This window comes from Pseudoalteromonas sp. P1-16-1b, assembly GCF_001401785.1.
GTDB lineage: Bacteria > Pseudomonadota > Gammaproteobacteria > Enterobacterales > Alteromonadaceae > Pseudoalteromonas > Pseudoalteromonas undina.
The window spans coordinates 88,174-111,563 of the sequence record NZ_LKGQ01000011.1; the positions used below are offsets into that span (position 1 = coordinate 88,174).

Annotated in this window: 20 protein-coding genes and 1 pseudogene; 7 read left to right on the plus strand and 14 right to left on the minus strand. The window is 39.6% G+C overall.

Going from position 1 to position 23,390, the window contains the following annotated elements:
• Nucleotides 1-29 precede the first annotated feature (29 nt).
• A complete protein-coding gene (locus tag AN392_RS09880) occupies nt 30-920 on the plus strand; it encodes a LysR substrate-binding domain-containing protein (RefSeq protein ID WP_055012607.1) in 891 nt (296 codons plus the stop codon).
• Between the two features lie 62 nt (nt 921-982).
• Here AN392_RS09880 and AN392_RS09885 read toward each other — a convergent pair whose 3' ends face one another.
• From AN392_RS09885 to AN392_RS09915, 8 genes and pseudogenes are all read right to left on the minus strand, one after another.
• Nucleotides 983-1,393 (minus strand): hypothetical protein, encoded by a 411-nt coding sequence (locus tag AN392_RS09885; RefSeq protein WP_010390302.1) that lies wholly within the window; start codon nt 1,391-1,393, stop codon nt 983-985.
• Nucleotides 1,394-1,532: 139 nt separating this feature from the next.
• Complete coding sequence (locus tag AN392_RS09890) at nt 1,533-2,375, minus strand: HDOD domain-containing protein (protein ID WP_010390303.1); 843 nt, start codon at nt 2,373-2,375, stop codon at nt 1,533-1,535.
• 234 nt (nt 2,376-2,609) lie between these two features.
• Entirely contained in the window at nt 2,610-2,960 is a 351-nt protein-coding gene (locus AN392_RS09895) for a cupin domain-containing protein (protein ID WP_010390305.1), read from the minus strand.
• Nucleotides 2,957-4,273, minus strand: a complete 1,317-nt coding sequence (locus tag AN392_RS09900; RefSeq protein WP_055012608.1) for an FAD-binding oxidoreductase — start codon at nt 4,271-4,273, stop codon at nt 2,957-2,959. Before AN392_RS09900 ends, AN392_RS09895 begins: the two co-directional genes overlap by 4 nt.
• A 3-nt stretch (nt 4,274-4,276) precedes the next feature.
• Complete coding sequence (locus AN392_RS09905; protein ID WP_235575583.1) at nt 4,277-5,533, minus strand: NAD(P)/FAD-dependent oxidoreductase; 1,257 nt, start codon at nt 5,531-5,533, stop codon at nt 4,277-4,279.
• A pseudogene (locus AN392_RS18725) lies at nt 5,519-5,683 on the minus strand (rubredoxin); the annotation flags it as partial. The pseudogene AN392_RS18725 and the gene AN392_RS09905, both read right to left, overlap by 15 nt.
• Nucleotides 5,684-5,784: 101 nt before the next feature.
• Complete coding sequence (locus AN392_RS09910) at nt 5,785-7,203, minus strand: aldehyde dehydrogenase family protein (RefSeq protein WP_055012609.1); 1,419 nt, start codon at nt 7,201-7,203, stop codon at nt 5,785-5,787.
• A 2-nt stretch (nt 7,204-7,205) separates the two neighbouring features.
• A complete protein-coding gene (locus tag AN392_RS09915; RefSeq protein WP_041708938.1) occupies nt 7,206-8,393 on the minus strand; it encodes an aromatic ring-hydroxylating dioxygenase subunit alpha in 1,188 nt (395 codons plus the stop codon).
• A gap of 363 nt (nt 8,394-8,756) precedes the next feature.
• Between AN392_RS09915 and AN392_RS09920 the strand changes: the two genes are divergently transcribed.
• Nucleotides 8,757-10,421, plus strand: a complete 1,665-nt coding sequence (locus tag AN392_RS09920) for a BCCT family transporter (protein WP_021033099.1) — start codon at nt 8,757-8,759, stop codon at nt 10,419-10,421.
• Nucleotides 10,422-10,488: 67 nt separating this feature from the next.
• Here AN392_RS09920 and AN392_RS09925 read toward each other — a convergent pair whose 3' ends face one another.
• Together AN392_RS09925 and AN392_RS09930 are read right to left on the minus strand one after the other, a co-directional pair.
• A complete protein-coding gene (locus tag AN392_RS09925; protein WP_010390313.1) occupies nt 10,489-11,415 on the minus strand; it encodes a LysR substrate-binding domain-containing protein in 927 nt (308 codons plus the stop codon).
• A 194-nt stretch (nt 11,416-11,609) separates the two neighbouring features.
• Nucleotides 11,610-12,908 carry a porin gene (locus tag AN392_RS09930; RefSeq protein ID WP_010390315.1) on the minus strand — a complete coding sequence of 433 codons (1,299 nt, stop codon included), beginning with the start codon at nt 12,906-12,908 and terminating at the stop codon, nt 11,610-11,612.
• A 348-nt stretch (nt 12,909-13,256) separates the two neighbouring features.
• Here AN392_RS09930 and AN392_RS09935 point away from each other — a divergent pair, with 348 nt between their 5' ends.
• Nucleotides 13,257-13,502 carry a hypothetical protein gene (locus tag AN392_RS09935; protein WP_054201077.1) on the plus strand — a complete coding sequence of 82 codons (246 nt, stop codon included), beginning with the start codon at nt 13,257-13,259 and terminating at the stop codon, nt 13,500-13,502.
• A gap of 75 nt (nt 13,503-13,577) precedes the next feature.
• On the opposite strand, the gene AN392_RS09940 is transcribed toward AN392_RS09935, so the two are convergent.
• Nucleotides 13,578-14,921: an SPFH domain-containing protein gene (locus AN392_RS09940; protein WP_010390318.1), complete on the minus strand. Its 1,344-nt coding sequence runs from the start codon at nt 14,919-14,921 to the stop codon at nt 13,578-13,580.
• Nucleotides 14,914-15,252, minus strand: coding sequence for a hypothetical protein (locus AN392_RS09945; RefSeq protein ID WP_010390319.1), 339 nt, complete (start codon nt 15,250-15,252; stop codon nt 14,914-14,916). Before AN392_RS09945 ends, AN392_RS09940 begins: the two co-directional genes overlap by 8 nt.
• A gap of 489 nt (nt 15,253-15,741) precedes the next feature.
• Here AN392_RS09945 and AN392_RS09950 point away from each other — a divergent pair, with 489 nt between their 5' ends.
• Nucleotides 15,742-17,874 (plus strand): pre-peptidase C-terminal domain-containing protein, encoded by a 2,133-nt coding sequence (locus AN392_RS09950; protein WP_055012610.1) that lies wholly within the window; start codon nt 15,742-15,744, stop codon nt 17,872-17,874.
• Between the two features lie 170 nt (nt 17,875-18,044).
• On the opposite strand, the gene AN392_RS09955 is transcribed toward AN392_RS09950, so the two are convergent.
• Nucleotides 18,045-18,857, minus strand: coding sequence for an alpha/beta fold hydrolase (locus tag AN392_RS09955; RefSeq protein ID WP_055012611.1), 813 nt, complete (start codon nt 18,855-18,857; stop codon nt 18,045-18,047).
• A gap of 249 nt (nt 18,858-19,106) precedes the next feature.
• On the opposite strand from AN392_RS09955, the gene sbcB reads away from it, so the two are divergent.
• Nucleotides 19,107-20,552 (plus strand): exodeoxyribonuclease I, encoded by a 1,446-nt coding sequence (sbcB, locus tag AN392_RS09960; protein WP_055012612.1) that lies wholly within the window; start codon nt 19,107-19,109, stop codon nt 20,550-20,552.
• A gap of 212 nt (nt 20,553-20,764) precedes the next feature.
• Here the strand turns inward: sbcB and AN392_RS09965 are convergent, their stop codons facing one another.
• On the minus strand, nt 20,765-21,646 hold the full coding sequence (locus AN392_RS09965; RefSeq protein ID WP_055012613.1) for an NAD(P)-dependent oxidoreductase: 882 nt from the start codon (nt 21,644-21,646) through the stop codon (nt 20,765-20,767).
• 120 nt (nt 21,647-21,766) lie between these two features.
• On the opposite strand from AN392_RS09965, the gene AN392_RS09970 reads away from it, so the two are divergent.
• Together AN392_RS09970 and AN392_RS09975 are read left to right on the plus strand one after the other, a co-directional pair.
• Entirely contained in the window at nt 21,767-22,306 is a 540-nt protein-coding gene (locus AN392_RS09970; RefSeq protein WP_055012614.1) for a glutathione peroxidase, read from the plus strand.
• Between the two features lie 62 nt (nt 22,307-22,368).
• Nucleotides 22,369-23,349: a 2-hydroxyacid dehydrogenase gene (locus AN392_RS09975; RefSeq protein ID WP_054201085.1), complete on the plus strand. Its 981-nt coding sequence runs from the start codon at nt 22,369-22,371 to the stop codon at nt 23,347-23,349.
• Nucleotides 23,350-23,390 lie beyond the last annotated feature (41 nt).

The following is a 23,390-nucleotide window of genomic DNA, read 5'->3' on the forward strand; positions in this document are numbered from 1 at the left end:
ATTTTGAACAGTTAATATTGGGTATCATTATGAATACACCCCCTATAAGCATAGAAGCTTTACTGGTACTGGACGCCATTGAGCATCGTGGCAGTTACGCAGCCGCTGCAGAGCAACTTAATAAAGTACCCTCAGCCTTGTCGTATATTGTTAATAAACTTGAAGAGCAATTAAATGTAACCTTGTTTCAACGCCAAGGTCGACGTGCTGTTTTAACTCCTGCAGGTAAACATTTACTTACCGAGGGGCGTAAAGTACTCAATGCTATAAATAATTTATCGGAGCAAACACAAACCATAGCTAATGGCTGGGAGCCACGGATACGTATTGCCTATGACTCTATTTTTGACATAAGTGACGTATTCAAAAATCTACAGCTATTTTTAAATGAGCATAAAAATATCGAGATAGACATTAAAGAAGAAGTACTTAATGGCACTTGGGAGGCTTTAATTGAGGATGACGTTGACTTAGTGATTGGCGCACCGGCCCCTGTACCTAATCAAAAGGGGATCAGAGCGGTAAAAATAGCTGATATTCAAAATGTTCTGGTGGTTCATCCTAGCCACCCGTTAGCGCTACTAAAAACCCCCATTGAGCCCAGCGAACTCGGTCAATACACCACGGTTATAGTGCATGACTCAGCAAAGCAAGGTATTCCGTGGTCAGCTAACTTAATCGAAGGTAATCAACGTTTTTATGTAAGTTCTGTAAGCCAAAAAATAACCGCTATTTTATCCGCTATTGGCATTGGTTATTTACCTGTAAACCTTATTGCTGAGCATATAAAAGCTAACAAACTGCATGTTGTGGAACTTACCAAACCACGCCCAATTCAAGACTTATACCTTGCATGGAAAATAACTAACAAAGGTAAAGGGCTGAAACAGCTGACCCAAATTATTCTAAATAGTGTTTAAGCCTAATAAACGCAAAAAGCCCATGCTAAAACAGCATGGGCTTTTTGAATCGGTAATAAATATTACAGCGCGAGATCTTGCTTAGCGCGCGTTAAATTGTGCGACACTAACTCGTTACCTGACATTTGTTGTGCTTCGTAAAAGTCTGATAATGCAGCTGTTTCGTTTTTAGCCATTAAACGTCCTACACCACGGTTACTTAAAGCAAATGAAGTCAGCTCACGTACTTTAAAACGTGGGCCAGTGCTTTGTTGTAATAAAGTAATTGCTTTTGAGCAGATTTCTTCAGCTTGGCTATAATTTTTTGATTTTACATTTAATGCACAATCGTTAAATGCAACTTCGAATTCTTGAGGGGCTGTTTTAGCCTCTTCAATAACCATTAACTTGTAATCACTTTGATCAGCCATTACAGCAGCTGAGCAAGTTAATAAAGAGCCAAGAGCGATGGTTTTGATAAGTGAGCGTTTCATGATTAATTTCCTATTTGGTTAGTCGTGCTTGTTGCCGACAACTAAACTTTAGAGTGTTTACTTAATCTCGACAAACGATTAAAAACAAACCAATAAGTGAAAAAAACTAACCTATAGATTTTAAGCTGCTAAAAAGCGATTAGCAGTTCAAAAAGTCAATCACCTCTTCTTGTAGATCAATATAATCGTCTTCTGACATATTTAATGTTGCTAAAACGTGTTTTTCTATATCATCCCAATCTTTAGTGGTGTCGCCGCGTAAAACACAATTAACCAGATTCTCAGACATTTTTAAAACGCTGTAACACAATTGTTGGTTACTTCCAGTTATGTTACTTAGCATGCTCAAATCGTGATGACGTAAAATAAGCTGACAAATATCTACGGGTAAATGCCAGCTGGTCGCTAAGTAATAACCCACAGTGGCATGATTAGTTCCATATAAACGCTCTTCTATATCTATCAAGCTTTCTTTATGGGTATTATTTGAAGTATGCAAAGCACTCACGTAATTATCAAATTTGATTGCCATTGGCACAATGCCACAATCATGAAACAAACCAAGCGTATACAAGTACTCAACGGGGACATTATTTAGACGTTGTCCAATAATCATGTTTACATCAGCAATTTCTGAGGCGGTATCCCAAAAACGTTCAAGGCTAATACAGCACTCATTTTGGGCGAACATTTGCTTTAGCTTTAGGCTAGGAACTAAAGCTTCAATGCCATTCCAACCTAAAAACATAATGGCTTGTTTAATATTTGACACACTACGAACTAAGCCATAAGCGGGTGAATTAACTATCTTTAAAATAGCGGATGCAATAGCAACATCTTTAGCGATGATTTCTGCGGCGTCTGAAAGCGAGGGCTCTTGTGCAGATGCTAATAATTCAAGATCATTTAAGATTTGCGGTCTTGGTGGAATAATAAAGTTTTTATTTACATCTGATAATACCTGCTCATTAACTACAATCATCGATGTCTAGCCTCCAGCTAAGCTATATGGATTATTTATTTTATTCCATTTGAACTTTTATACTAGAAGTTGATTACTCAATATTCAATATTTTACCTATTTTTAAAATTAACTATTTGTGGCTTAAGCTTTTATTTTTCATTACTAATGCAACCTAAAAAAACGGCCAATAAAAAAGCCCTCAAATGGTTGGTTAGAGGGCTTAGGAACTAATTTGAACACTTAAAATGGCAGTTAGGCTATACCATGTATCTCTTTCCAATTACCTGGATGAACAACATAACCAAACAATGCATGTCCGCCATATACCAGCTCTGTTCCTTCTGGTATCCAGAGCATTTGCCCTGGCTTAACATGATGGGTTTCGCCATTTGCGGTTAACTCGAAGCAGCCTTCTATAACAAATACAACTTCATCATAAAGTACTGTCCATGCTACTTTTGCACCTTCCCATTTCGCAAAACCAACACCAATATTTGGTGATATTTCAGGGCTAAGTGCACGAGCCACGTAGGCCATGCCAGGCGTATCTCCACGTACATTAAAGTCGAGTAATTTACTGTCTACTAATTTAACCTGTTTCATATTTCACTCCTACTTTGCCATTTGGCAAGTTTAATTCGGCTTTTTACTCCTAAACCAAGCAATGGCTCTGGTGGATTTAAATTTGGCATACCCGTTACCTGCTGAATATCATCAAGCGACTGCGATGTTGCCCCCATAACATAATCAGCAAGCAAAGTACCCGACACAGTTCCCCAAGCAACCCCCACACCGTTATCACAGGCACTGGCAAACACTCCATCATCAAGTTGGCCAAAGAAATTAGTGAAATTTCGCGAAATAGCATAGGTGCCTCCCCACGAATGTGTAAAAGGCACATCGACTAGTTGTGGATAGCGAGCTAAAAATACTTTGCGATGATCGTTTTGAATTTCCTGACGCAACTTATCACTAATGCTGTTGCCATATTTAGCTACATGTTGGTAGGTATTACGAATAATAATACGACGATCAGCGGTCATCCTTAGCGTTGTGCCAGCGTGATCAGCGGGTGTAAGTCCCCAATCAAGTAAACCTGTATACTGCTGCATTTCTTTATCGTTTAGCGGTCGGGTCCAACTAGCAAAAGTCATTACAGGAAGTAATCGATTTTTTAAAAAACCAAACTCACGAGTAAAAATACTTGTACCCAGTAATAACTGAGGTGTTTTAATGCTGCCGTGCTCTCCTTGCAACAGCCACCCTCCTTGCTCTTTCTCCAAGCGCACAATAGGCGAATGCTCAAATACCTCAATGTTTTTTGGTAAGTTAGCACCTAAACCACAGGCTAGTGCTGCGGGTTGAACCAAGTACCCCCCCGGGGTGTAAATAGCACGGCTGTAGTAATTAGTGCCTAATACTTTTGCCAAATCAGTGCCAGTAACATGCTCAAATGGTTCGCCTAAATCGGTCATAAGATGTTCGAAGTGATCAAGGTAAGCTTCACCCCTAGCGCCTACTGCACCTTGGTATTTACCCGCAGCCGACCACTGGCAATCAATGTTGTATTTAGCAACTAAAGAAGCAAGCTGATCAATCGCGAAACGGTTAAGTGACAATAATCTTTGCTTATGTGCAGGATCTGGGTGCTCAAGAGAGAATTTATGCGGTAAGTCAATCACAAACCCTGAATTACGCCCTGATGCACCTTGGCCTATTCGCTGTGCATCAATTAGGGCAATTCGTGCATTTGGCGCGTGCTCAGCTAAACGGCGTGCCATAGCTAAACCAGCAAAACCAGCGCCTAAAACCACGTAGTCAGCCTTTTGTGCCCCCGTTAAAAGCGCTTGTTTAGGCTGCTTTGGTAAAGCGTTATACCAGCCACAGGTATTATCATCATGCGGTAAATGAATCATATTTTACTCCGTTGCTGCTAGGTTATTTAAACTTATTTGCTCTAACCAATAACTGCGGTTAGCCTGTACTTGTTTACCTAACAGAGCAAAACCAAGTATTTGCTCATTAGCATCATTAAATACAGCCACTAACTCTTCACCTTGTTGTTTTATATGCCACTGACCTTGCGCCATAGGTGGTACAGGAAAAATAGTTAACGGCATAATAGGGGTTTTAACAATAACGGGGCTCGGCAAAAATTTGGCGTTAGTTACATTGCCCAACAGGCTATTGACTAAAGCAGGTAGAATTTGATTTATGGGTGCAATATATGGCTGCCATCCTTGTGATGTTTGCGCACAGTCACCTAATGCAAATATAGCAGGACGACTGGTTTGGCCATCGTCATTTACTTTAATACCACGCTCAACTTCTAATCCAGCTTGCTCAGCAAGCGTTACATTTGGCACTAATCCTACCGCAGATAGCACCACGTCAACTTCAATCACTTGACCACTATTTAAGTGTAATAATGAAACAGAGTCGTTGACTTCAATACGGTTGATACTATCTTCTAAATACCATGATACCCCCAAGTCTGCTAACTTTTGCTGTAAGGCTTCGCCGACTACTTGTGGGATCAGTCGATACATTGGCCACTGCCCTAAACCGATGACACTCACTTCATAGCCTTTGGCGCTCAAGTCATTTGCAAATTCACAGCCAATTAACCCATCGCCTAAAATAGCAACTCGCTTTTTACTATCAAGTTTTGCTCTCAATTGTGCATAATCGTGCAAATCATTCACACTTAGTACTTCTGAGGCGTCTCCAGCAATTGGAATCTTAATTGCTGACGCACCTGTCGCTAGTACTAAACGCCCATACTTATAACGCCCTATGCTAGTGATGAGAGAGTGATTATCTGCATCTATTCGTTCAACACGTGTATGCGGATAAACACGAATATTAAGACGCTGCTCCCACTCAAGTGCGGCTTCGTTTTGTAAATCAGCTGCGCTTTTCCCCATTGCAAAAGCATTCGAAAGAGCAGGTTTGCTGTAAAGTGCGCCGTCATCAGCGGTGAATACGGTAATAGCTACGGTTGATGATTGTTTACGTAATGCAGCCGCTACTTGATAACCACTGTGGCCACTACCAATGATAACAATTGGGCCTTGCGGTTCATCAACAATGGTCTCAGAAACACGAGTGTGTTGAACAGCAGCTGGTTCAGTTACTTCATCTTCAGTTACTTCACCTTCACTTATTTCGATCATTTCAAAATCGGCTTTGCCCACTAAACAATCTGGACATACCCAATCCTGTGGTACATCCTCCCAAAGGGTGCCTGGAGGAATACCATCAGCAGGCCAACCTTGGGCCTCATCGTAAATGAGGCCACAAATAATACAGAGCCATTTTTTCATTTCTCTATCCTAATACTTTGGATTTAACCCTGTGGGTTATCTACTGCAGAAAGTACAAATAGATAAACCGTAAGTTTTATAAACTGAGTCGTTGCCACTCGTTATAAACGTATAGCAATATTGCGTGTTTGCATGTAGCTGTAGATGGCTTCTTGACCTTTTTCTCGTCCAAAGCCAGACAATCCAACTCCGCCAAATGGCGTTTCTATGCCACCGGCAAACCATTCATTTATAAAAACTTGTCCACCACGAAGTTGCTGAGCCACTTGTAATGTTTGGTTAAGTGCTTCACCAAATACGCCTGCTACTAAACCAAATTCAGTGCCATTAGCTATTTTTACAGCCTGTTGCTCATCTTCAAATGGCATAATAACCAATACAGGACCAAATACTTCTTGTTGAGATATGGACATATCAGGGGTTGCTTCGATCACAGTTGGAGCAACATAGTAACCTGCCAAATCAGGAGCATAGCCACCACATAAAATAGTTGCCCCCTCTTTTTTAGCTTGTTCAACCATTGCCAATACACTGATTTGTTGCGCTTGAGAAACCACGGGCGTTAAATCAGCCTGCTCTTCACCTGAGCCGATCACTAAATTTTCAGCCATAGTAACCACTGCCGATTTAATCTCTTCGTAACGAGCTTTATCTACCAGTAAACGCGACATTGCAGAGCACACTTGTCCAGCATTAAAGAAAATACCTGTTTGCACACTGCTGATAACTTTCTCAGTAGCCGCATCTTTAAGAACAATAGCTGCAGATTTACCACCCAATTCCATTACAGAAGGTGTTGCACGCTCAGCTGCACCTTTTAGAATACGTTGCCCAGTGGGCACTGAACCGGTAAAAACAATTTGATTAACATCATTATGCTCAACTAGGTGGCTCCCCACTACTGAACCCTTACCACACAACAGGTTAATAGCGCCTCTTGGAAAGCCAACACTTTCGAGTGCTCTGACTAAATACACCATACCAACAGGCGAAATTTCGGGTGACTTAATGACTACTGCATTACCCGCCGCCAGCGCTGGAGCTAAAGAGCGAGCACAGATTGAAACTGGGAAATTCCAAGGTACAATTTGTACTGATACACCCATAGGGATATATTGCGTAAAATCAATATAGTTTTTACCTAAAGGAATCGACGTACCTTCGAGTTTGTCAGCCATGCCGCCATAGTATTCAAAATAACGAGCAGCCTCTAAGAATTCATCTTTTGCATCCGCTAAGGTTTTACCGTTTTCTCTGCACAGAGCTAAAGCACCTTCATCAGCTATCTCTTTGATAGCTTTTGCTGCATCAAGCATCCACGTTGTGCGCACAGCTGGGCGTACATCGCTCAATAGTCCACGGCTTATACATTGTCTGGCGGCTAGCATCGCATTGTTTGCATCATCAACACTGGCACTTGCAATCGTGCTATATTCCTGAGCTGTCGCAGGGTTTATTACCGAAATATGAGTGTGAGAATCACACCACTGGCCATTAATGAAGTTAAGATAATGAGTCATAATTAAGCCTCCGTCACAGATTTCACTTGTTTGGCAAGCCAAATTTGGAAGAAGTGTGTTGGTGTATCCATTTCAGGTGAAAAAGCCCCACCACCAAAACCAGGTGAGTACCGTCCTTGCTGCATTCCTTCAACTGCGCCAATATCTTCACCAAACACGACACGCCATGATTCAAGTGTTGCAGTACGACACGCCGCATACTCATCTTTAGTTGCCTCATCACTAATATAGAAAATACGTAAACGTTCGATAGTTTTATCTGTACTAATTGGATCGATCATCATTGCAAAAGCGTGATCAGCTTGAATACCAATAAGTACATTTGGAAATAAAGCAACATATTCAGCATGGCGTAGCTTTTCCTCAGGCCAGCTTGGGAATTTTGGTAAATGTGTACCAGCAGTATCAGAAAGGTTATATTTATAGCTACCTTGACCAGAAAAACGCTCATCGAACATGATATTGTAGTGATCTTCTAATTTAGAATAAGTATTTAACGCTGGATGTACCCAAGGTAAATGATAGGCTTCACAGAAGTTTTCTATGGTTAACTTCCAGTTACTTTTTACTTCAATTTCTAAGTGTCCGCCCATATTTGCACGACGTAATAAACTCAAACCATCGTCACCTAAAAACTCTTGCCAACGCTGTGTTAAAGGAGCTATATGTTCATCGAAAGAACTCGCCTCGCCAGATAGATTAATGAATACCATATCCATCCAAATAGCTGAGCGGATTGCTTTTAGCCCATGCTTTTCACATGCAAAACGTTCATCGTTATGCTTACCGATGCCACCTAAATGTGGAGTGCCTTTTAAGCTTCCATTTAAATCATAGGTCCATGAATGATAAGGGCAGCGGATCATGCCTTGCACTTCTCCTGCTTCATGTACTAACTTCATCCCTCGATGGCTACACACATTATGAAATACCTGCACTTCGCCTTGGCGACTCTTCATCATTAATAAAGGTAAGTCCATAAAATCAATTGGCATAACATAACCGTTTTTGATTAAATCTGATGCAAAACCAACGCACACCCATGTGTTACTAAAAACATGATCACGTTCAAAATTAAAGTACTCAGGATTGGTATACGCCTCGTTAGGCATACCTGTCGCTTCATGTATCGGGTTTAGTACACGATCAATTTGCTTAATAGGAATTATTGTTTGTTTTACAGTGCCCATGCTCATTCTCCGAACGGTGTGTGTTTTAAAAAAATTTAAAGAGCAAAGTTCAATAATTAAAACCCATAGTTTTAACATTAACCTCACGCCCCAAACCCGTAACAACATTCTGTTATCAGATGCGTTGATTTTGATTAACAACAAAGCACTAAACAAACGATAATTTAGCATCTCACTCATGAGTTTTTGTAATGATTAAGAGTGCAATAATATAAATATTGCTTACTGGTTATAAATAAGCGGTAACATCGCATAAGCAAAGCTCATGGATTGATGAGGATTAATCATTTGTAAATTGCCGGTTAATTTTTTAGTTTCTTACCACTTATTTAACAACAACAAAAAAGACAACGGAGCACACACATGAAAAAATCCGTAATTTTGGCTAAGTCTGGTTTTTTAAAGGGATTAAATCCGACGGTGACCATCGCATCGAAGGTAATTCTAATCGCCTTTATTTTATTCATAGTCATACTTGCAAATAAAGCAGGGCAGTATTTTGAAAGCCTTTCGACTTTTTTACTCTACAATATGAAATGGTTTTCTATTGGCTTAGTAACTTTAGTCGTTGGTTTTTTACTTTATTTGATGGTAAGTCGATACGGCCATATTCGACTGAGCGAAAATGACGACGATCAGCCTGAATTTAGTTTTTGGGCATGGATAGCCATGTTATTTTCTGGGGGGATGGGTATTGGACTGGTTTTTTGGTCTGTAGCAGAACCCATGTGGCACTATGCTGCAAACCCATTCACCGAGGGGTTAACCAATGAAGCAGCGTCAATGTCAATGCAGCTTACTTTTTACCATTGGGGACTCCATCCGTGGTCGCTTTTTGTAATTGTTGCCTTAGCCTTGTCTTATTTTTCTTACCGTAAAGGCCTTCCTTTTACCTTTCGCTCTATTTTACACCCACTAGTGGGCGATAGAATTTATGGCCCTATAGGACATGTTGCCGATATTATCACGGTAGCCGTTACAGCCTTCGGCATCGCGCAAACCCTGAGCCTTGGGGTTATTCAAATTAACTCTGGATTACAACAAACGTTTGGGATAGAGGTTAGCCTTGTTACTCAAACTGTGCTTATTATTGTGCTATGTACCATTGCTGTAGGCTCGGTTTTATCGGGCGTTGGTAGAGGAATACGGCTACTCTCACAATGGAATATGTTGCTGTCGTTACTATTAGTATTGATAGTACTTGCAGTGGGTCCGACCCGTTATATTTTAAATGTATTTATGGAAACATCAGGGAATTATGTACAAAATTTAATTTCGATGGGGCTGTGGACTGATTCGCAAAATGACTCAGGATGGCAAAGCTCTTGGACCGCTTTTTATTGGCCATGGTGGTTAACTTGGGCACCGTTTGTAGGTATGTTTATTGCGCGAATTTCAAAGGGACGTACCATTCGCGAACTTATTGGTGGTGCTTTGGTAGCCCCAACTGTTATTGCCTTTATTTGGCTTTCCGTATTTGGTGGTAGCGCCTTAAAAATGGAGCAAAACGAACGTATTGCTGCACAACAACAAACCGTTGTAACACAAAACCAAGTTACAGAAACAAACGCAGAACCCTTTAGTGGTGGTGTTGTATTACAAGCAACCAAAGCAGATAGTACACGTGCCCTCTTTACCTTATTTGATAATTTAGACAGTAACTTATTAGGTAAATTACTGAGTGTATTAGCCTGTATCTTACTTGCTACTTACTTTATAACCTCAGCCGACTCGGGCACCTTAATATTGTGTATTTTAGATGCTGCAGGTGATACTGAACCACCAACCTCTATTCGTATTTTATGGGGTATAGTTATTGCACTTATTGCATGGGTACTTATTTATGCAGGAGGCCTGCAAGCAATAAAGTATGCGTCAATCATCATTGGCTTCCCTATTTCTATATTTATTTTAATGATGGGTGTTACCTTGTTTTATAGCATTCGCCGTGAACCAAAGCCATGGGCAATGTTGCCGCAACACGTACATCCGTGTAAAGAAAAACTCGATGGCCCTGTGGAGCACTAAATCAATATAATAAGACTAATAAACAAAAACCCTGCTATTTAGCAGGGTTTTTTTATTGCGATGTAATTTATACTAAACCGGTATCGCCTACTTCTTCAGGAAGTTGTGTTAAAAGCCACTCTCTAAAATACTTTACACTCGCAGGTATGCGGCCACCGTTATCTGGCTCTAGTAAAGAAAACTTAGATTCAGTGGCTAATACATGCTCGGTTGGACGCACTAATGCACCACTTTGTAAGTATTCATCAGCCAGAGACCCCCACGCTAATGCAATGCCTTGACCATTAATTGAGGCTTGCAACAACATGGGGTAATTATTTATGTTAATGCGGCTTTTAGGAGCTATCTGCTCAAGTCCTACTCCTGCAAACCACTCATCCCAATTAACCCATCCCATTTGTGTTTCATCTAAAAATAAAATTGTTTTATTAAAAATATCTTTCGGATCGTTCGGATTACCAATTTTTTCAAGATAGCCAGGACTACAAACTGGAAACACTTCTTCGCAAAACAAAGTGGTCACCTTCATATTAGCTGGAGGCGTGCGACAAAAAAACAATGCTAAATCGCATTCTAAACGGTTTAAATCAACTACATTATCAGATGCTAATATTCTTAAATCAATGTCATCATATTGATTTTGAAACTCAGCAACTTTTGGCAATAACCACAAGGATGCCATTGCATTAGTTGTCGCTACGGTTACTTTTTTATCCCCTTGCCATTTTTTTACCTCTCCTGTTATATCAGCAATATCCAATAAGGAGCGACTTATAGACTGATAATACTGCAGACCAGCTGAGGTTAAATGAATACTGCGGCTTGCACGAGTAAATAAGGCTTTACCTAAATACTCTTCTAACTGTCGTATTTGACGACTTATCGCACCTTGAGTAACGTTAAGCTCATTTGCTGCAAGAGTAAAACTTAGGTGTCGAGCGGATGCTTCAAATGCGACTAGACTGTTTAGCGGTGGCAATGGACTAATTTTCATATAATTTCCTACTGCGTTTCTATCAAAGAAACTAATAACCAATCCATTGAAGGTAAAAGTAAGTACTGAATATATTTTTAAACATTGAGTTAATCAATTACAAATTTGGTAAGGTTTTAGTGTGGGTAATTAATTAGTTTGTGAAGACATATAAGCACACGCCCAATATGTAGACGTGTGCTTTGAATATTGGTTTAGAAGTAATAGCCAATATTAATGTTAAAGCGACGCTCAGTTTCGCTGCTATCGCCCGCTAATGAACCACCAACAAATGGCATATTTTTACCATGAACTAAGTCAAAGTAAGTAAATAAACCACCAGCAGCTACCGAGAAACCGGTTACGTTCATCCACGTATCTCTGCTGTTGTCTGATTTGTCGTAAATAGCACTATAGTCGTTATAAAACTGTAAGTTTGTTACCGCGCCCCATTGTACCGGTACGCTGTATGCTACGTTTGCACTCGACATTGTTGCCTCTGCCGCCATGCTGTCGTAAAACGAGTAAGCGCCCACAGCAATACGGTTTACGTTATCAATGTCGTAGTTATATTCACCGTGTTGAAGTTGTAAGTTCCAAGGGCCCATATTACTGTTTAAATGTAATGCCCACGCGTTGTAGTCTCCTGCGCGGTCAACACCATCATGCAAGCCACCAGCGAGTGCCGACACACCTATTTCAGTTTTACCACCTTCATGTTCTAGGTGGTAGCCGTAACGACCTGAGAACGTATTGTACTCGCCTATAGCATTAGTTGGCTCGGCATAAACACCATCCCCAGCTTCTCTAAAGCCAACAATATCGTAAGAATAGCGATCGCTGCGGTTATCTACATAACCATCAACACCACCTAATTCATCATTTTTGAAAAAGCCCAAATCAAGCTGCCAGTTATCAGCAATCTTACGCTTAAATAACACCCCTAAATCGTGGTCGTCTTCAAGGCCAACATAATAGTTAGTGCTGAAAAAGTAGTTATGTGAATTGTATGGCCAGTTACCAAAAGGAACCTTGGTAATACCTGCTTGAACTTGCCAATCATCAGCAAAATCGTAAGCTGCATAAGCGTATTTAACAGCGGTCATATAATCAAAAAAGCGAATTTCAGCGTTTAATTTTACATCACCAACGTCGCCTGAGAAATTTAAGCGAAAAATATCAAAGTCAAAATCGCCGCCGCGATTTTTATTATCGTCATCATACGAAGTATGGCTGTAGTTGGTTCGAACAGCACCACCAACTTTAATTCCCTGAGGCTTGTGTTCATGTTTAGCTACTTTAACTTCAGCTGTATCTTCTTTCACTTCAATGGTGCGTTCGATTGATTTTTCACTTTTTTGCTCTGCTTTCGCAAGTTGCTTTTGCAGCATTTCCACTTGTTTTTGTAAGCTGCTTAATTGCTGCTTTACTTTATCAAGATCTGTATCTGCATGTGCCTGATGTGAAAAAACAACCATAGCCACTGCTAGTGCTAAAGGTTTCATAGGTGTCATAATTTGTCCTTGCTTGCCTTGTTGATATTATTAACTCGAACTTGGTCAGCGTGAGCTAAGTACCTGCTTGATTTTACATGTTGTTTTACAATGATAACGTATTTTTACAACTCTTCAATTACACTTTGTGATTTTGCGCAACACACCAGCAACACACAAACTACTTTTTAGCAGGGTAAGCATGACAATTAATCATCATTTTAATAAATAAAAGCAGTAGCTTGCAAAATTAAAGCTTAAAAAGTAGCAGGATGATCATGTACCTATTTTTAATGTGTTATTATTTGAGAAATCATATTTAAAACAGCCAGTTTGCTGCTACATATATAAATTGAGGACGCTCAAAAAATGAAAAATAACGATACCTTTAACACGATTGCTACGTTAATTTTTAAACATCTTTATAATAACTTTCCAACTCCAAGTCAGTTAGATCCTGAACAATTAATTAGCGATGCCTCAGATCATCAAGGTGAGCAAATAAAAGGAACAATCGCCTTTCTTCTTCATGAAGAATATATATTTTCGACGCCAAGCGCCGCTTTTTTGCTAACCGAAAAAGGCTTTAGCCACGCTTTGTGCCCTAAATTTTAATCTAACCGTTTAAAAAGCGATACCACAAAAAAGCCCTAGCAATTAAAGCTAGGACTTTTTAATGATTTTTAACGTTTATTTTTTCTCTTTTTCTAAACGCTTTTTAAGACTCAAAGCCGCATCTGCAGCCAACAAACGCATAAATTCAGAGCCATTGTTTTGTTCGCCTTGACCCGCACCTATAACAATTTCAGGCACTAAGCGGCTGTTACCTAAGCTATTAAATAAAGCCGTTTGAATTTTAACTTCTGCTTTAAGTGTTTCATCAAACACATATTTAGGATCAAGTGCTGCTGACTTTGCTCGTAAACGTGCTTCAGCTAATACATCCATGCCTAAAGCTTCTAAGCGTTGCTGTTTTAAAATTTCTTCTTGCTCTTTTGCAAGCTCAGCCTTCACTGCAACACGCTGTTGTGCAGAAATAATCGCATTGGCTTTTATTCGCTCTGCATCAATTTGCTCTTTAATTTTTAGCTTTTCAGACTCAGCTCTTTGCTTTGCAATCGCTTGTTCGCCTAATGCAACTTCTGTACGTGCTTGTTGCTCCGCCTTTTTAAGGTTTTGTCTTGCAAGCGCTTCATCTGCTGCAGCTTGCTTTTGCGCCTCTAAGCGTGCATTTACCTTATTTTCGTAATCAATATCAATAATACTCGCATCAACCACCGTGATGCCGTAAGAGCCTAAAATAGGTGCATTACGCAGCGGCTTACCTTCAGCATCCTTTTTTATATTAATGGTAACGCGTTGTTGCTTACTTAAATTGCTTAAATCGTCGGACTTGTCACGCTCGCCAGTACTAATAATTTGCTCAGTAACAAAAATGCCATTAGTCAGTTGATCAGAAAAATCTTGGCTTAATTGACCATTACCACCTGAGTAATGTTGCTCAACCGACATCATACGTGCCGACGCTTTTACATTTTCTGTAGTGGCACGCATTAAAAGATTAGATATCAGGGTTTCTTGGGAGCCAAATTCTTCATGAATTTTTAATAATCCACGTAAAGCGCCCGACTCACTTGCCGGTACATTACCTGGTAATCTAAAACGTGATACTCCTCTGGCGCCACCTGTCGTGGTATCTAAGAATCGAATAGGAATGAGTGGTACAATGGCACTGGCTGTTGCACTGCTATCACCGGTAAAGTTAATCGAGATAACTTTTTTATAGGCCGATGTAGTGCCAAATGCTTTTAAGTAAGGGCCCGCTTGATTTATTACCGTTAAATTACCAGTAAAAGCTGACTGATGAACTAACCGTTCATCGGCTTCATTCCATGAAATAACCTGCGAAGTTAATGTTGCAATAACTGCTAACACCACAACAACGGATGTTAGTAAAATCACATTACGACGACCAAAACGCGCCATAAATGAAGTGTTTTTTGCCTCAGCGACTGTTTGTTGCTCGCTATCCATTTTTAGTACTCTCCATGTTTAGTTTCTTTTTAACAAAATACGTAATTTCTTGTTCGCTTAAATGCGCACAAAAACTACCCGATCGATGCAAATCTATAAATGTTGCAAGGATCTCTTGTTTGCCTTTAATTGTTTTTTCCTGGTTTTCTTGGGTTTGGTTTTTCTCGCTAAGTTGAGCAATAAGATCATCAATGATGGTGTCTTTATCAAATAACACATTATATTCTTTTGACTTTCTTACTCGACTCTTACGTACATTGCTGTAAATCACATAAAGCGCCACACACAAAATAATAACAAGCGTACTTAACCCAATAATATAAAAAATCATAACGTCTGCTTATATTAATTGAATAATTAACCCTAACAACAAATGTAACGATTAAATCACAAATGTTAAGCCGATAATTTTACAGAATAACGACCCAAATAACAGAATTAATACTTGGCTCTTGTATATTTTTGTAAAAATTAAAATAGAAAAGTTCAATATCTGAAGTCTCAACATCAACAATGTTACTTTTAGTGAGTGTGGGTGACAGCCGCTTAGAGTCAACGGTAAACATCTTCTGTTCAAACTTTCATATTGAATATTAAGCCATTTATCCTTTTTAAAATAAGCTGATTTCAAAGTGAAAAATGCAATAGTTTCCGAGTAAAGTTAAAAATATTTAAATTTTTTCTGGCGAAGATCAAAATGCGGCCTACCCTTAGTATGTAAATTAGGTACTGATTATTTGCTCAAAATTAAATCATATGGGCATGCAGTTGATCATTTACGTTACATCAAACCACTTATTAGTGAAAAAAGGATATAAAGATGAAAAAATGTAAATACGCAGCATTGCTCGCTACAGCTATCTATGCACAATACAGTTTTGCTGCAATCGATGAGCTCACTATTTTACAACACACTCAAGAAGCAAAAAAAACCACAATTGCCAAACACGCTAATACCCATGTAAATCTTTCTAGGCAATTTACAATCGAAACAACACAAGGTCCTGTAATTACTCAAACTGTATCGCACCCTAATGCTGATTACATAAAGCTACATTTTAGCCAAGTAGATCTAAATGGTGACGCAAAGTTAGTCGTTAGAAGCGAAGACAACTCAGAGCGTTATGAATATAGTAGTAATAATATGGACGCTGCAACAATCGATAGCTTAAACGGAGATGATGGTGTGCATTCATTTTCTTCTATGTCGGTTTCAAATGACAGCGTTATCATTGAATATTACCCTGATCCAAAAAACAGTAAGCAGCAACACCAGTTTGGTGTTATTGATAGCTATTATTACGGCACTGAAAGCGCCAATATAAATATCAATGAACAAAATAAACCTGCCCCTTTGTCTACCTGCGGTATTAATGAGCGCAAAGACGTGCAGTGTTGGGCTAATTCCAACCCAACAGAGTTTGACCGCAGCCGCCCGGTAGCACGCTTAGTAATTGGTGGCCGCAGCTTATGTACCGGTTGGCGCGTTGGCAGCGATAATAAGTTATTTACCAATAACCACTGTATAGAGACTGCATCTGAGCTTGCCTCTACAGAAGTGTGGTTTAACTACCAAAATAAAAGTTGTAATGGGACAACCAGAGAAACTATTGTAAAAGTAACAGGTAAAGAGTTTTTTAAAACTGACTACACGTTAGATTACACCCTATTTAGTGTTAATGACTTTGCCAATATTGAACAGTTTGGCTACTTAGGGCTTGATGTGCGAAACGCACAGCAAAGTGAACGTATTTATATTCCGCAACATGGTTCAGGTAATCCTAAGGAGCTGTCTATAGAATCGGATCAAGACACCAATGGTTTGTGCCAAGTTAATGCCCCCTCAACGAATGGACGTGGAAGTAATACTGATATTGGATACTATTGTGACACTATAGGCGGCTCTTCTGGTTCTCCTGTTGTTGCAGCATCAAGTAATCGTGTTATTGCACTTCATCATTTAGGCGGATGCTACAATAAAGGCGCCAAAATAAGTAAGATTTGGCCCCAAGTGGCAACTTACTTTAATAACACAGTGCCTGTTGGCGATAACGACGGTAATACACCACTGCCACCTACCGCACGTTTTGAATACAGCTGTGAGCAATTACAGTGTAATTTTGATGCAACAAGCTCCAGCTCAGCAGGTACTATCAATAGCTATAGTTGGAACTTTGGCGATAATCAAACCGATACAGGTGCAACTGTAGTGCATAATTTTGTATCTGAGGGTGATTACGACGTCTCTGTTACGGTGCAAGATAGTAACAATAATACAAACACGCTAACCCAAACGATTAGTGTTTCAAATGGCTCACCAACAGAAGTTGAATTAACTAAAGGGCAAGCATTAACAGGCCAAAGTGCAGCATTAAATCAAGAGACTATTTACTATATTGATGTACCTGCAAATAGCACTAACATCTCAATCGACATAACGGGTGGTTCAGGTGATGCAGACCTCTATGTTAAAAAGAGTACAGTGCCGAGCACAAATAATTACGACTGCCGCCCATTTAGAAATGGTAACACTGAAAGCTGTAATATAAGTCAAGGAGAAGGTCGTTTTTACATTATGCTTAAAGCGTATAACAGCTATCAAAACGTAACTATCGTGGCTAATTATGAAAATAGCGCACCACCTACAGATAATGATACTCGCGTATTAACATCTCGTGCTTATGGATTTCCAGATTTTTGGCAGCGCTATAGTTATGTAGTACCTACAGGCGCAACCACTGTAAACATAAAAACATTGGGTGGCGAGGGAAATACTAACCTCTATGTTCGAACGGATGCAGCCGTAACAAAAACACAATATGATTGCTTATCGAACAACAAAGACAACAATGAAAGTTGTATCTTAGAGGTGAGTTCAGGCCAGACATTACAAATCGGCTTGTTAGGCGTCACTAATTACGATTGGGTTAAGCTTGTTGCAACTGCAAAATAATTAATATCATTCCCCTGAAAAAGCACTGTAGTGAACCTGCAGTGCTTTTTATTTGGTTTTAATTTACTCTTTTAATGCAGGCGTAATAAACATCACAATAAATAAAAAATACCACCTATTACAAAAAGAACTCATAGTTAGTCGTTATTAAAAAGCATAATCCGATCTCGCTATTGAGTGCGTGATAATAGCTTCAAAACTTGTTTAACTACCATTTCTGGCTCATCATTTTGTGGATAGTGGTAACTTTTACCCGTTAGCACTATCTCACCTTGAGGAAAAGCATTAGCCCAGTTTGAATGCAGTTCCCCCCACATTTCACGCCCTTTTTCAGTAAAAAATAACACCGATGGATTTTCATATTTTTTAACTGAGGCAATAACCGTCACGGGAATATCTGCTATTTGTGGGTAATCGGGCAAAGGCCGCTTCGACCAAAAGTCTAAATACTGATTCGACATACCATTTTTCATATCGTCACGTTTTATAGCGGCAATTTCTTTTTCAGCGCGCGGTAAATCAATCTTACGCATAATATCAACATCATGCTCTGAGGCGGGTTCAATTAACATTAACGCTTTAATGTTATCGGGGTAGCTTGCTGCAAATACCCTTGCGATATAAGCACCATAAGAATGCGCCACATAAACTACCGGTTCATCAATTTTTAGCGCTTTGAGTAATAATAAAGCCTCAGCAGCATACTCTTCTGAGCTATAGTTTTTCTTTATTTGCGCTGAGCCGCCATTGCCAATTCGAGAATAGCGAATTACTTTTGCATGCTTGGTAAGCGAGTTATAAATGGGATCCCAATCACTAAGCCCTGCAGAGCCACCTGCCTCAAGTAAAACAGTGTGTTTACCACTACCCGCCATTTCATATTCAATATCAAAGCCATTTACTTTAACTTTTGCAAGCTCAGCAAACACAGCGGTAGAGGTGATTAATACCCAAAATAGAATCGTTTTTATTATTAGTTTCATATTGTTGAAAGAATATGGAGTGTTGGCTTAAGTTATAACATTGAGCACTATGTTTATAAATAAATTCTCTATCACAGAACCTCAGAAATAAATAATCACGTCAATCACCCTTAAATCATGTTTTGACTAATAGATTTCCCTATTCAAACCTATAAACCTCTGTGACCCTATGCCATAATCTAAATAATTCATAAATTTAGTAACTTGGCGGTATATAAACCGTTTCAAGCTAACTTATAGGGTTTTTTAATGGCTTATCAAGAGCAAAATCAAGCAACAATCTATTGGCACGACTACGAAACTTGGGGGGCAAGCCCGCAAAAGGATAAGCCGAGTCAGTTTGCCGGTGTACGCACCGATCTTGATTTAAATATTATTGGCGAGCCGCTTATTGAGTACTGTAAGCCACAAGCGGATTATTTACCCCATCCTGAAGCGTGTTTAATTACCGGTATTACCCCACAAGTGGCGATGCAAAAAGGCTTAGTTGAGGCTGAATTTATTGCTAAAATTCATGCAGAATTTAGCGTACCCAATACCTGTGTGGCTGGTTATAACAGTATTCGCTTTGATGATGAAGTAAGCCGATATAGCTTTTATCGTAACTTTTACGACCCGTACGAACGTGAATATAAAAACAATAACAGTCGTTGGGATATTATAGATTTAGTGCGTGCCTGCTATGCACTGCGCCCTGAGGGCATTGAGTGGCCGCTAAAAGAGGATGGCAGCCCTAGCTTTAAGCTTGAGCATTTAACTGTTGCTAATGGTATTGAACATGCCGCTGCGCACGACGCACTAAGTGATGTAACGGCCACCATTGCCTTGGCCAAACTAATTAAAGAGAAGCAGCCTAAGCTGTATCAGTTCTTTTTTAGTCTTCGCGGTAAAAAAGCACTCGCTGAAATGGTTGATGTGTTTAATATGACCCCATTAGTGCACACCTCGTCTCGTATTCCAGCAACACAAGGTTGTACCACTTGGGTAGCACCTATGAGTTTTCACCCGGTAAATAAAAACGCAGTTATTTGTTTTGATTTAACCCAAAACCCGCAGGTGTTACTTGATTTAAATGTGGAAGAATTACGTAAACGTTTATACACCAAACGTATAGATTTAGCAGAGGGTGATTTACCGGTAGGTTTAAAACTGGTGCATTTAAACAAGTGCCCTATTTTAGCACCTGCTAAAACGCTACTGCCTGAAAACGCTGCTCGCTTGGGTATTGACCGTGAGCAATGCTTGGCTAATTTAGCCATTTTAAAAGCCAATACCGAGCTACGTGATAAAGTCACTGAGGTATTTAACGAGCAAGGCGATTACAGCGCGACCACGAACGTGGATTACTTATTATATGATGGCTTTACTAGCCATGCTGATAAAGCCAAATTTGCGATTATTCGTGATGCAAAGCCTGAAGACCTAGCAAGCTTAAAGCTTGAATTTGAAGACCCTAAATTTAATACTTTGCTGTTTAGATACCGCGCCCGTAACTGGCCACAAACGCTAAACCAGCACGAGCTTGATCAATGGCGTCAATATTGCCAAAGCAAGTTAATGCATGGCGAAGATCAGCCATCAATCAGCGCACAAGATTTTATGATCACCCTTGAAAACTTAGCGCATGAACATGATGACAGCGAAAAAAATCTAACAATTTTAAAAGCCTTATATAACTACGCGCAAAGCATGTAATTTACTGTAGTTTATATAATGCATAAAAACGCGACCTTTTAGCAAAAAAGTGTCGCGTTTTTTGTTAAAAGGTAAAAAACCAAAAAGCTATCTCAACAAGAGAGGTAAATGAGAAAACATAAAACCAACATTCATTTTTTATGTTTATCACTTCCTCTAAAAGCGCAGCGTCTCTTATCCTCTTTGTGAATAATTTACTTTTACCAATTACATTACTTCTTATGCAGTGCTTCTATCCGTGCTAATAAGCTTGAAGTATCGTATCGTCCGCCGCCCAGAGCTTGTACATCAGCGTAATATTGATCAACCGTTGCAGTCATTGGCAGTGTTGCACCGTTATTTTTAGCTTCATCTAGTGCAATGCCTAAATCTTTGCGCATCCAATCTACAGCAAAACCAAATTCGTACTCACCTGCCCACATTGTTTTGTAGCGGTTTTCCATTTGCCACGAACCAGCAGCGCCTTTAGAAATGGTTTCTATTACTTTTTCGCCATCAAGCCCCGCTTGTTTAGCAAAATGTAAGCCCTCAGCTAACCCTTGCACTACACCAGCAATACAAATTTGGTTAACCATTTTACATAATTGCCCTGAGCCCGCTTCGCCTAAAAGCTGACTAAAACGGCTAAATGCCGCCATGATAGGTTGTGCTTTAGCAAATACCGCTTCGTTACCACCCGCCATTACGGTTAACACCCCATTTTCAGCGCCAGCTTGACCGCCCGATACCGGCGCATCAATAAAGTCGATATGCTGTAAAGCCGCTTTTGCCGCAACTTCACGCGCTACCTCAGCAGAAGTAGTTGTGTGATCGATTAAAATCGTGTTTTTATCCATACCAGCTAAAACGCCATCATCGCCGTATACCACTGACCGTAAGTCGTCGTCATTGCCAACACACATAAATACCATATCGGCATCACTTGCTGCCTCACGCGGGGTAGGTGCAAAACTGCCGTTAAAATCTTCAACCCATTTTTGTGCTTTAGCTGCTGTGCGGTTATAAACACATACGCTGTGCCCCGCTTTTGCTAGATGCCCTGCTATTGGGTAACCCATTACGCCTAAACCTATAAATGCAATTTTAACTGACATAAAAATGACCTATTTAACTGATAACTTAGAAACATAAGCTCGATTATGTCAATCGGCCGCTAAAAAAGCGAATGAAAGTCTTTTAAAATTTCCCGCATAAGGAAATTAGGTAGGTAATCTATGGATAGCATTTATCAATTTAACGCACCACTTTGTAATAACAGTGATTTTCCTTTGAGCCAGTTAAAAGGAAAAACGGTTCTTATTGTAAATACAGCAAGCAAATGTCATTTTTCGGCGCAATTATGTGCGCTTGAAAAGCTATACCAACAATACAAAAGCGATGGGTTTACTATTCTGGCTTTTCCATGTAATCAGTTTGATAAAAACGAACCATTAGAGGGTATGGCAATAAAAGACTACTATCAAAAACACTTTGCAATTAATTTTGAAGTATTTGATAAGGTTATGGTGAATGGCCCCGATACGCACCCCTTGTTTAGTTATTTAAAATCACATACGCGTGGAATTGCACAAAACCGTGCAATAAAGTGGAACTTCACTAAGTTTTTAGTTAATGCCCAAGGACAACTAATTGCACGTTATGCGCCGCGCACTAAACCGGAGTCACTTCATAGTGTAATTAGAAGTAGTTTAGAGGCAACACCGATTATAAAAACAGCAAATAGTCGTTTTAATACCACAGCAATATTAAAGTGATAAGGCATCTATAATAAAAATGGTTTATGGTTGATGTAACTAGATTAGTTGGATTGTAATAAATGAAGATTGCTTTTTTTAGTGCTCAAAAATACGAGCGCCCTTTTTTCGAACAAAGCTTAACTGGCTTTTCTAACATCGCTATTACCTATTTTGAGCAAAGTTTATCGATGCACACTGCGGTTTTAGCTAAAGAATTTGATGCTGTATGCGTATTTGTAAACGATTCGGTAGATAAAGCGGTTATTGAGCAACTGGCTATATTTGGGGTTAACACCATTTTACTGCGCTGTGCGGGTTTTAATAATGTAGATTTAGCCGCTGCTAAACAGCATGGTATGCGTGTTCTGCGCGTTCCGGCTTACAGCCCTGAGGCAGTCGCAGAGCATTGTATTGCACTTATGCTTACGCTTAGCCGTAAAACCCATAAAGCTTATAACCGCGTACGTGAAGACAATTTTGACTTGAACGGCTTACTTGGCTTTAACTTGCATAATAAAACGGTGGGTATTATTGGCTGCGGTAAAATTGGCCAAGCATTGTGTAATATATTAACCGGTTTTGGCGCTCACATTTTAGTATGCGATCCTAATGCACAAGCTGGTAATTACACAATTACTGATTTAAACACCCTGCTTACACAAAGCGATATCATTTCTTTGCATTGCCCGTTAAACGAGCACACTCATCATTTAATAGACGATGACGCATTTGCAGCAATGAAAACAGGAGTTATGCTAATAAACACCTCGCGCGGTGCATTGGTTAATAGTAAAGCGTGTATTAAGGCACTTAAATCACAAAAACTAGGTTATTTAGGGCTTGATGTGTACGAGCAAGAATCAGAGCTGTTTTTTAAAAACCACAGTGACGATATAAACCAAGACGATATTTTCTCTCGCTTGGTGAGCTTTAAAAATGTATTGATCACCGGCCATCAAGGCTTTTTTACTCAAGAAGCGCTTACAGAAATTGCCAATATCACCTTACAAAATGCATTTGAGGTTACTCAAGGAAATAGCTTAACAAACGAAGTGCTATAGCGCGGCTAAACAAAAAGCAAAAAAGCGAACAAAATATAGTG

Coding starts and splice junctions, on each gene's coding strand:
- AN392_RS09880 (WP_055012607.1), top strand. CDS start 30: ATGAATACACCCCCTATAAGCATAGAAGCTTTACTGGTACTGGACGCC.
- AN392_RS09885 (WP_010390302.1), bottom strand. CDS start 1,393: ATGAAACGCTCACTTATCAAAACCATCGCTCTTGGCTCTTTATTAACT.
- AN392_RS09890 (WP_010390303.1), bottom strand. CDS start 2,375: ATGATTGTAGTTAATGAGCAGGTATTATCAGATGTAAATAAAAACTTT.
- AN392_RS09895 (WP_010390305.1), bottom strand. CDS start 2,960: ATGAAACAGGTTAAATTAGTAGACAGTAAATTACTCGACTTTAATGTA.
- AN392_RS09900 (WP_055012608.1), bottom strand. CDS start 4,273: ATGATTCATTTACCGCATGATGATAATACCTGTGGCTGGTATAACGCT.
- AN392_RS09905 (WP_235575583.1), bottom strand. CDS start 5,533: ATGATCGAAATAAGTGAAGGTGAAGTAACTGAAGATGAAGTAACTGAA.
- AN392_RS09910 (WP_055012609.1), bottom strand. CDS start 7,203: ATGACTCATTATCTTAACTTCATTAATGGCCAGTGGTGTGATTCTCAC.
- AN392_RS09915 (WP_041708938.1), bottom strand. CDS start 8,393: ATGGGCACTGTAAAACAAACAATAATTCCTATTAAGCAAATTGATCGT.
- AN392_RS09920 (WP_021033099.1), top strand. CDS start 8,757: ATGAAAAAATCCGTAATTTTGGCTAAGTCTGGTTTTTTAAAGGGATTA.
- AN392_RS09925 (WP_010390313.1), bottom strand. CDS start 11,415: ATGAAAATTAGTCCATTGCCACCGCTAAACAGTCTAGTCGCATTTGAA.
- AN392_RS09930 (WP_010390315.1), bottom strand. CDS start 12,908: ATGACACCTATGAAACCTTTAGCACTAGCAGTGGCTATGGTTGTTTTT.
- AN392_RS09935 (WP_054201077.1), top strand. CDS start 13,257: ATGAAAAATAACGATACCTTTAACACGATTGCTACGTTAATTTTTAAA.
- AN392_RS09940 (WP_010390318.1), bottom strand. CDS start 14,921: ATGGATAGCGAGCAACAAACAGTCGCTGAGGCAAAAAACACTTCATTT.
- AN392_RS09945 (WP_010390319.1), bottom strand. CDS start 15,252: ATGATTTTTTATATTATTGGGTTAAGTACGCTTGTTATTATTTTGTGT.
- AN392_RS09950 (WP_055012610.1), top strand. CDS start 15,742: ATGAAAAAATGTAAATACGCAGCATTGCTCGCTACAGCTATCTATGCA.
- AN392_RS09955 (WP_055012611.1), bottom strand. CDS start 18,857: ATGAAACTAATAATAAAAACGATTCTATTTTGGGTATTAATCACCTCT.
- sbcB (WP_055012612.1), top strand. CDS start 19,107: ATGGCTTATCAAGAGCAAAATCAAGCAACAATCTATTGGCACGACTAC.
- AN392_RS09965 (WP_055012613.1), bottom strand. CDS start 21,646: ATGTCAGTTAAAATTGCATTTATAGGTTTAGGCGTAATGGGTTACCCA.
- AN392_RS09970 (WP_055012614.1), top strand. CDS start 21,767: ATGGATAGCATTTATCAATTTAACGCACCACTTTGTAATAACAGTGAT.
- AN392_RS09975 (WP_054201085.1), top strand. CDS start 22,369: ATGAAGATTGCTTTTTTTAGTGCTCAAAAATACGAGCGCCCTTTTTTC.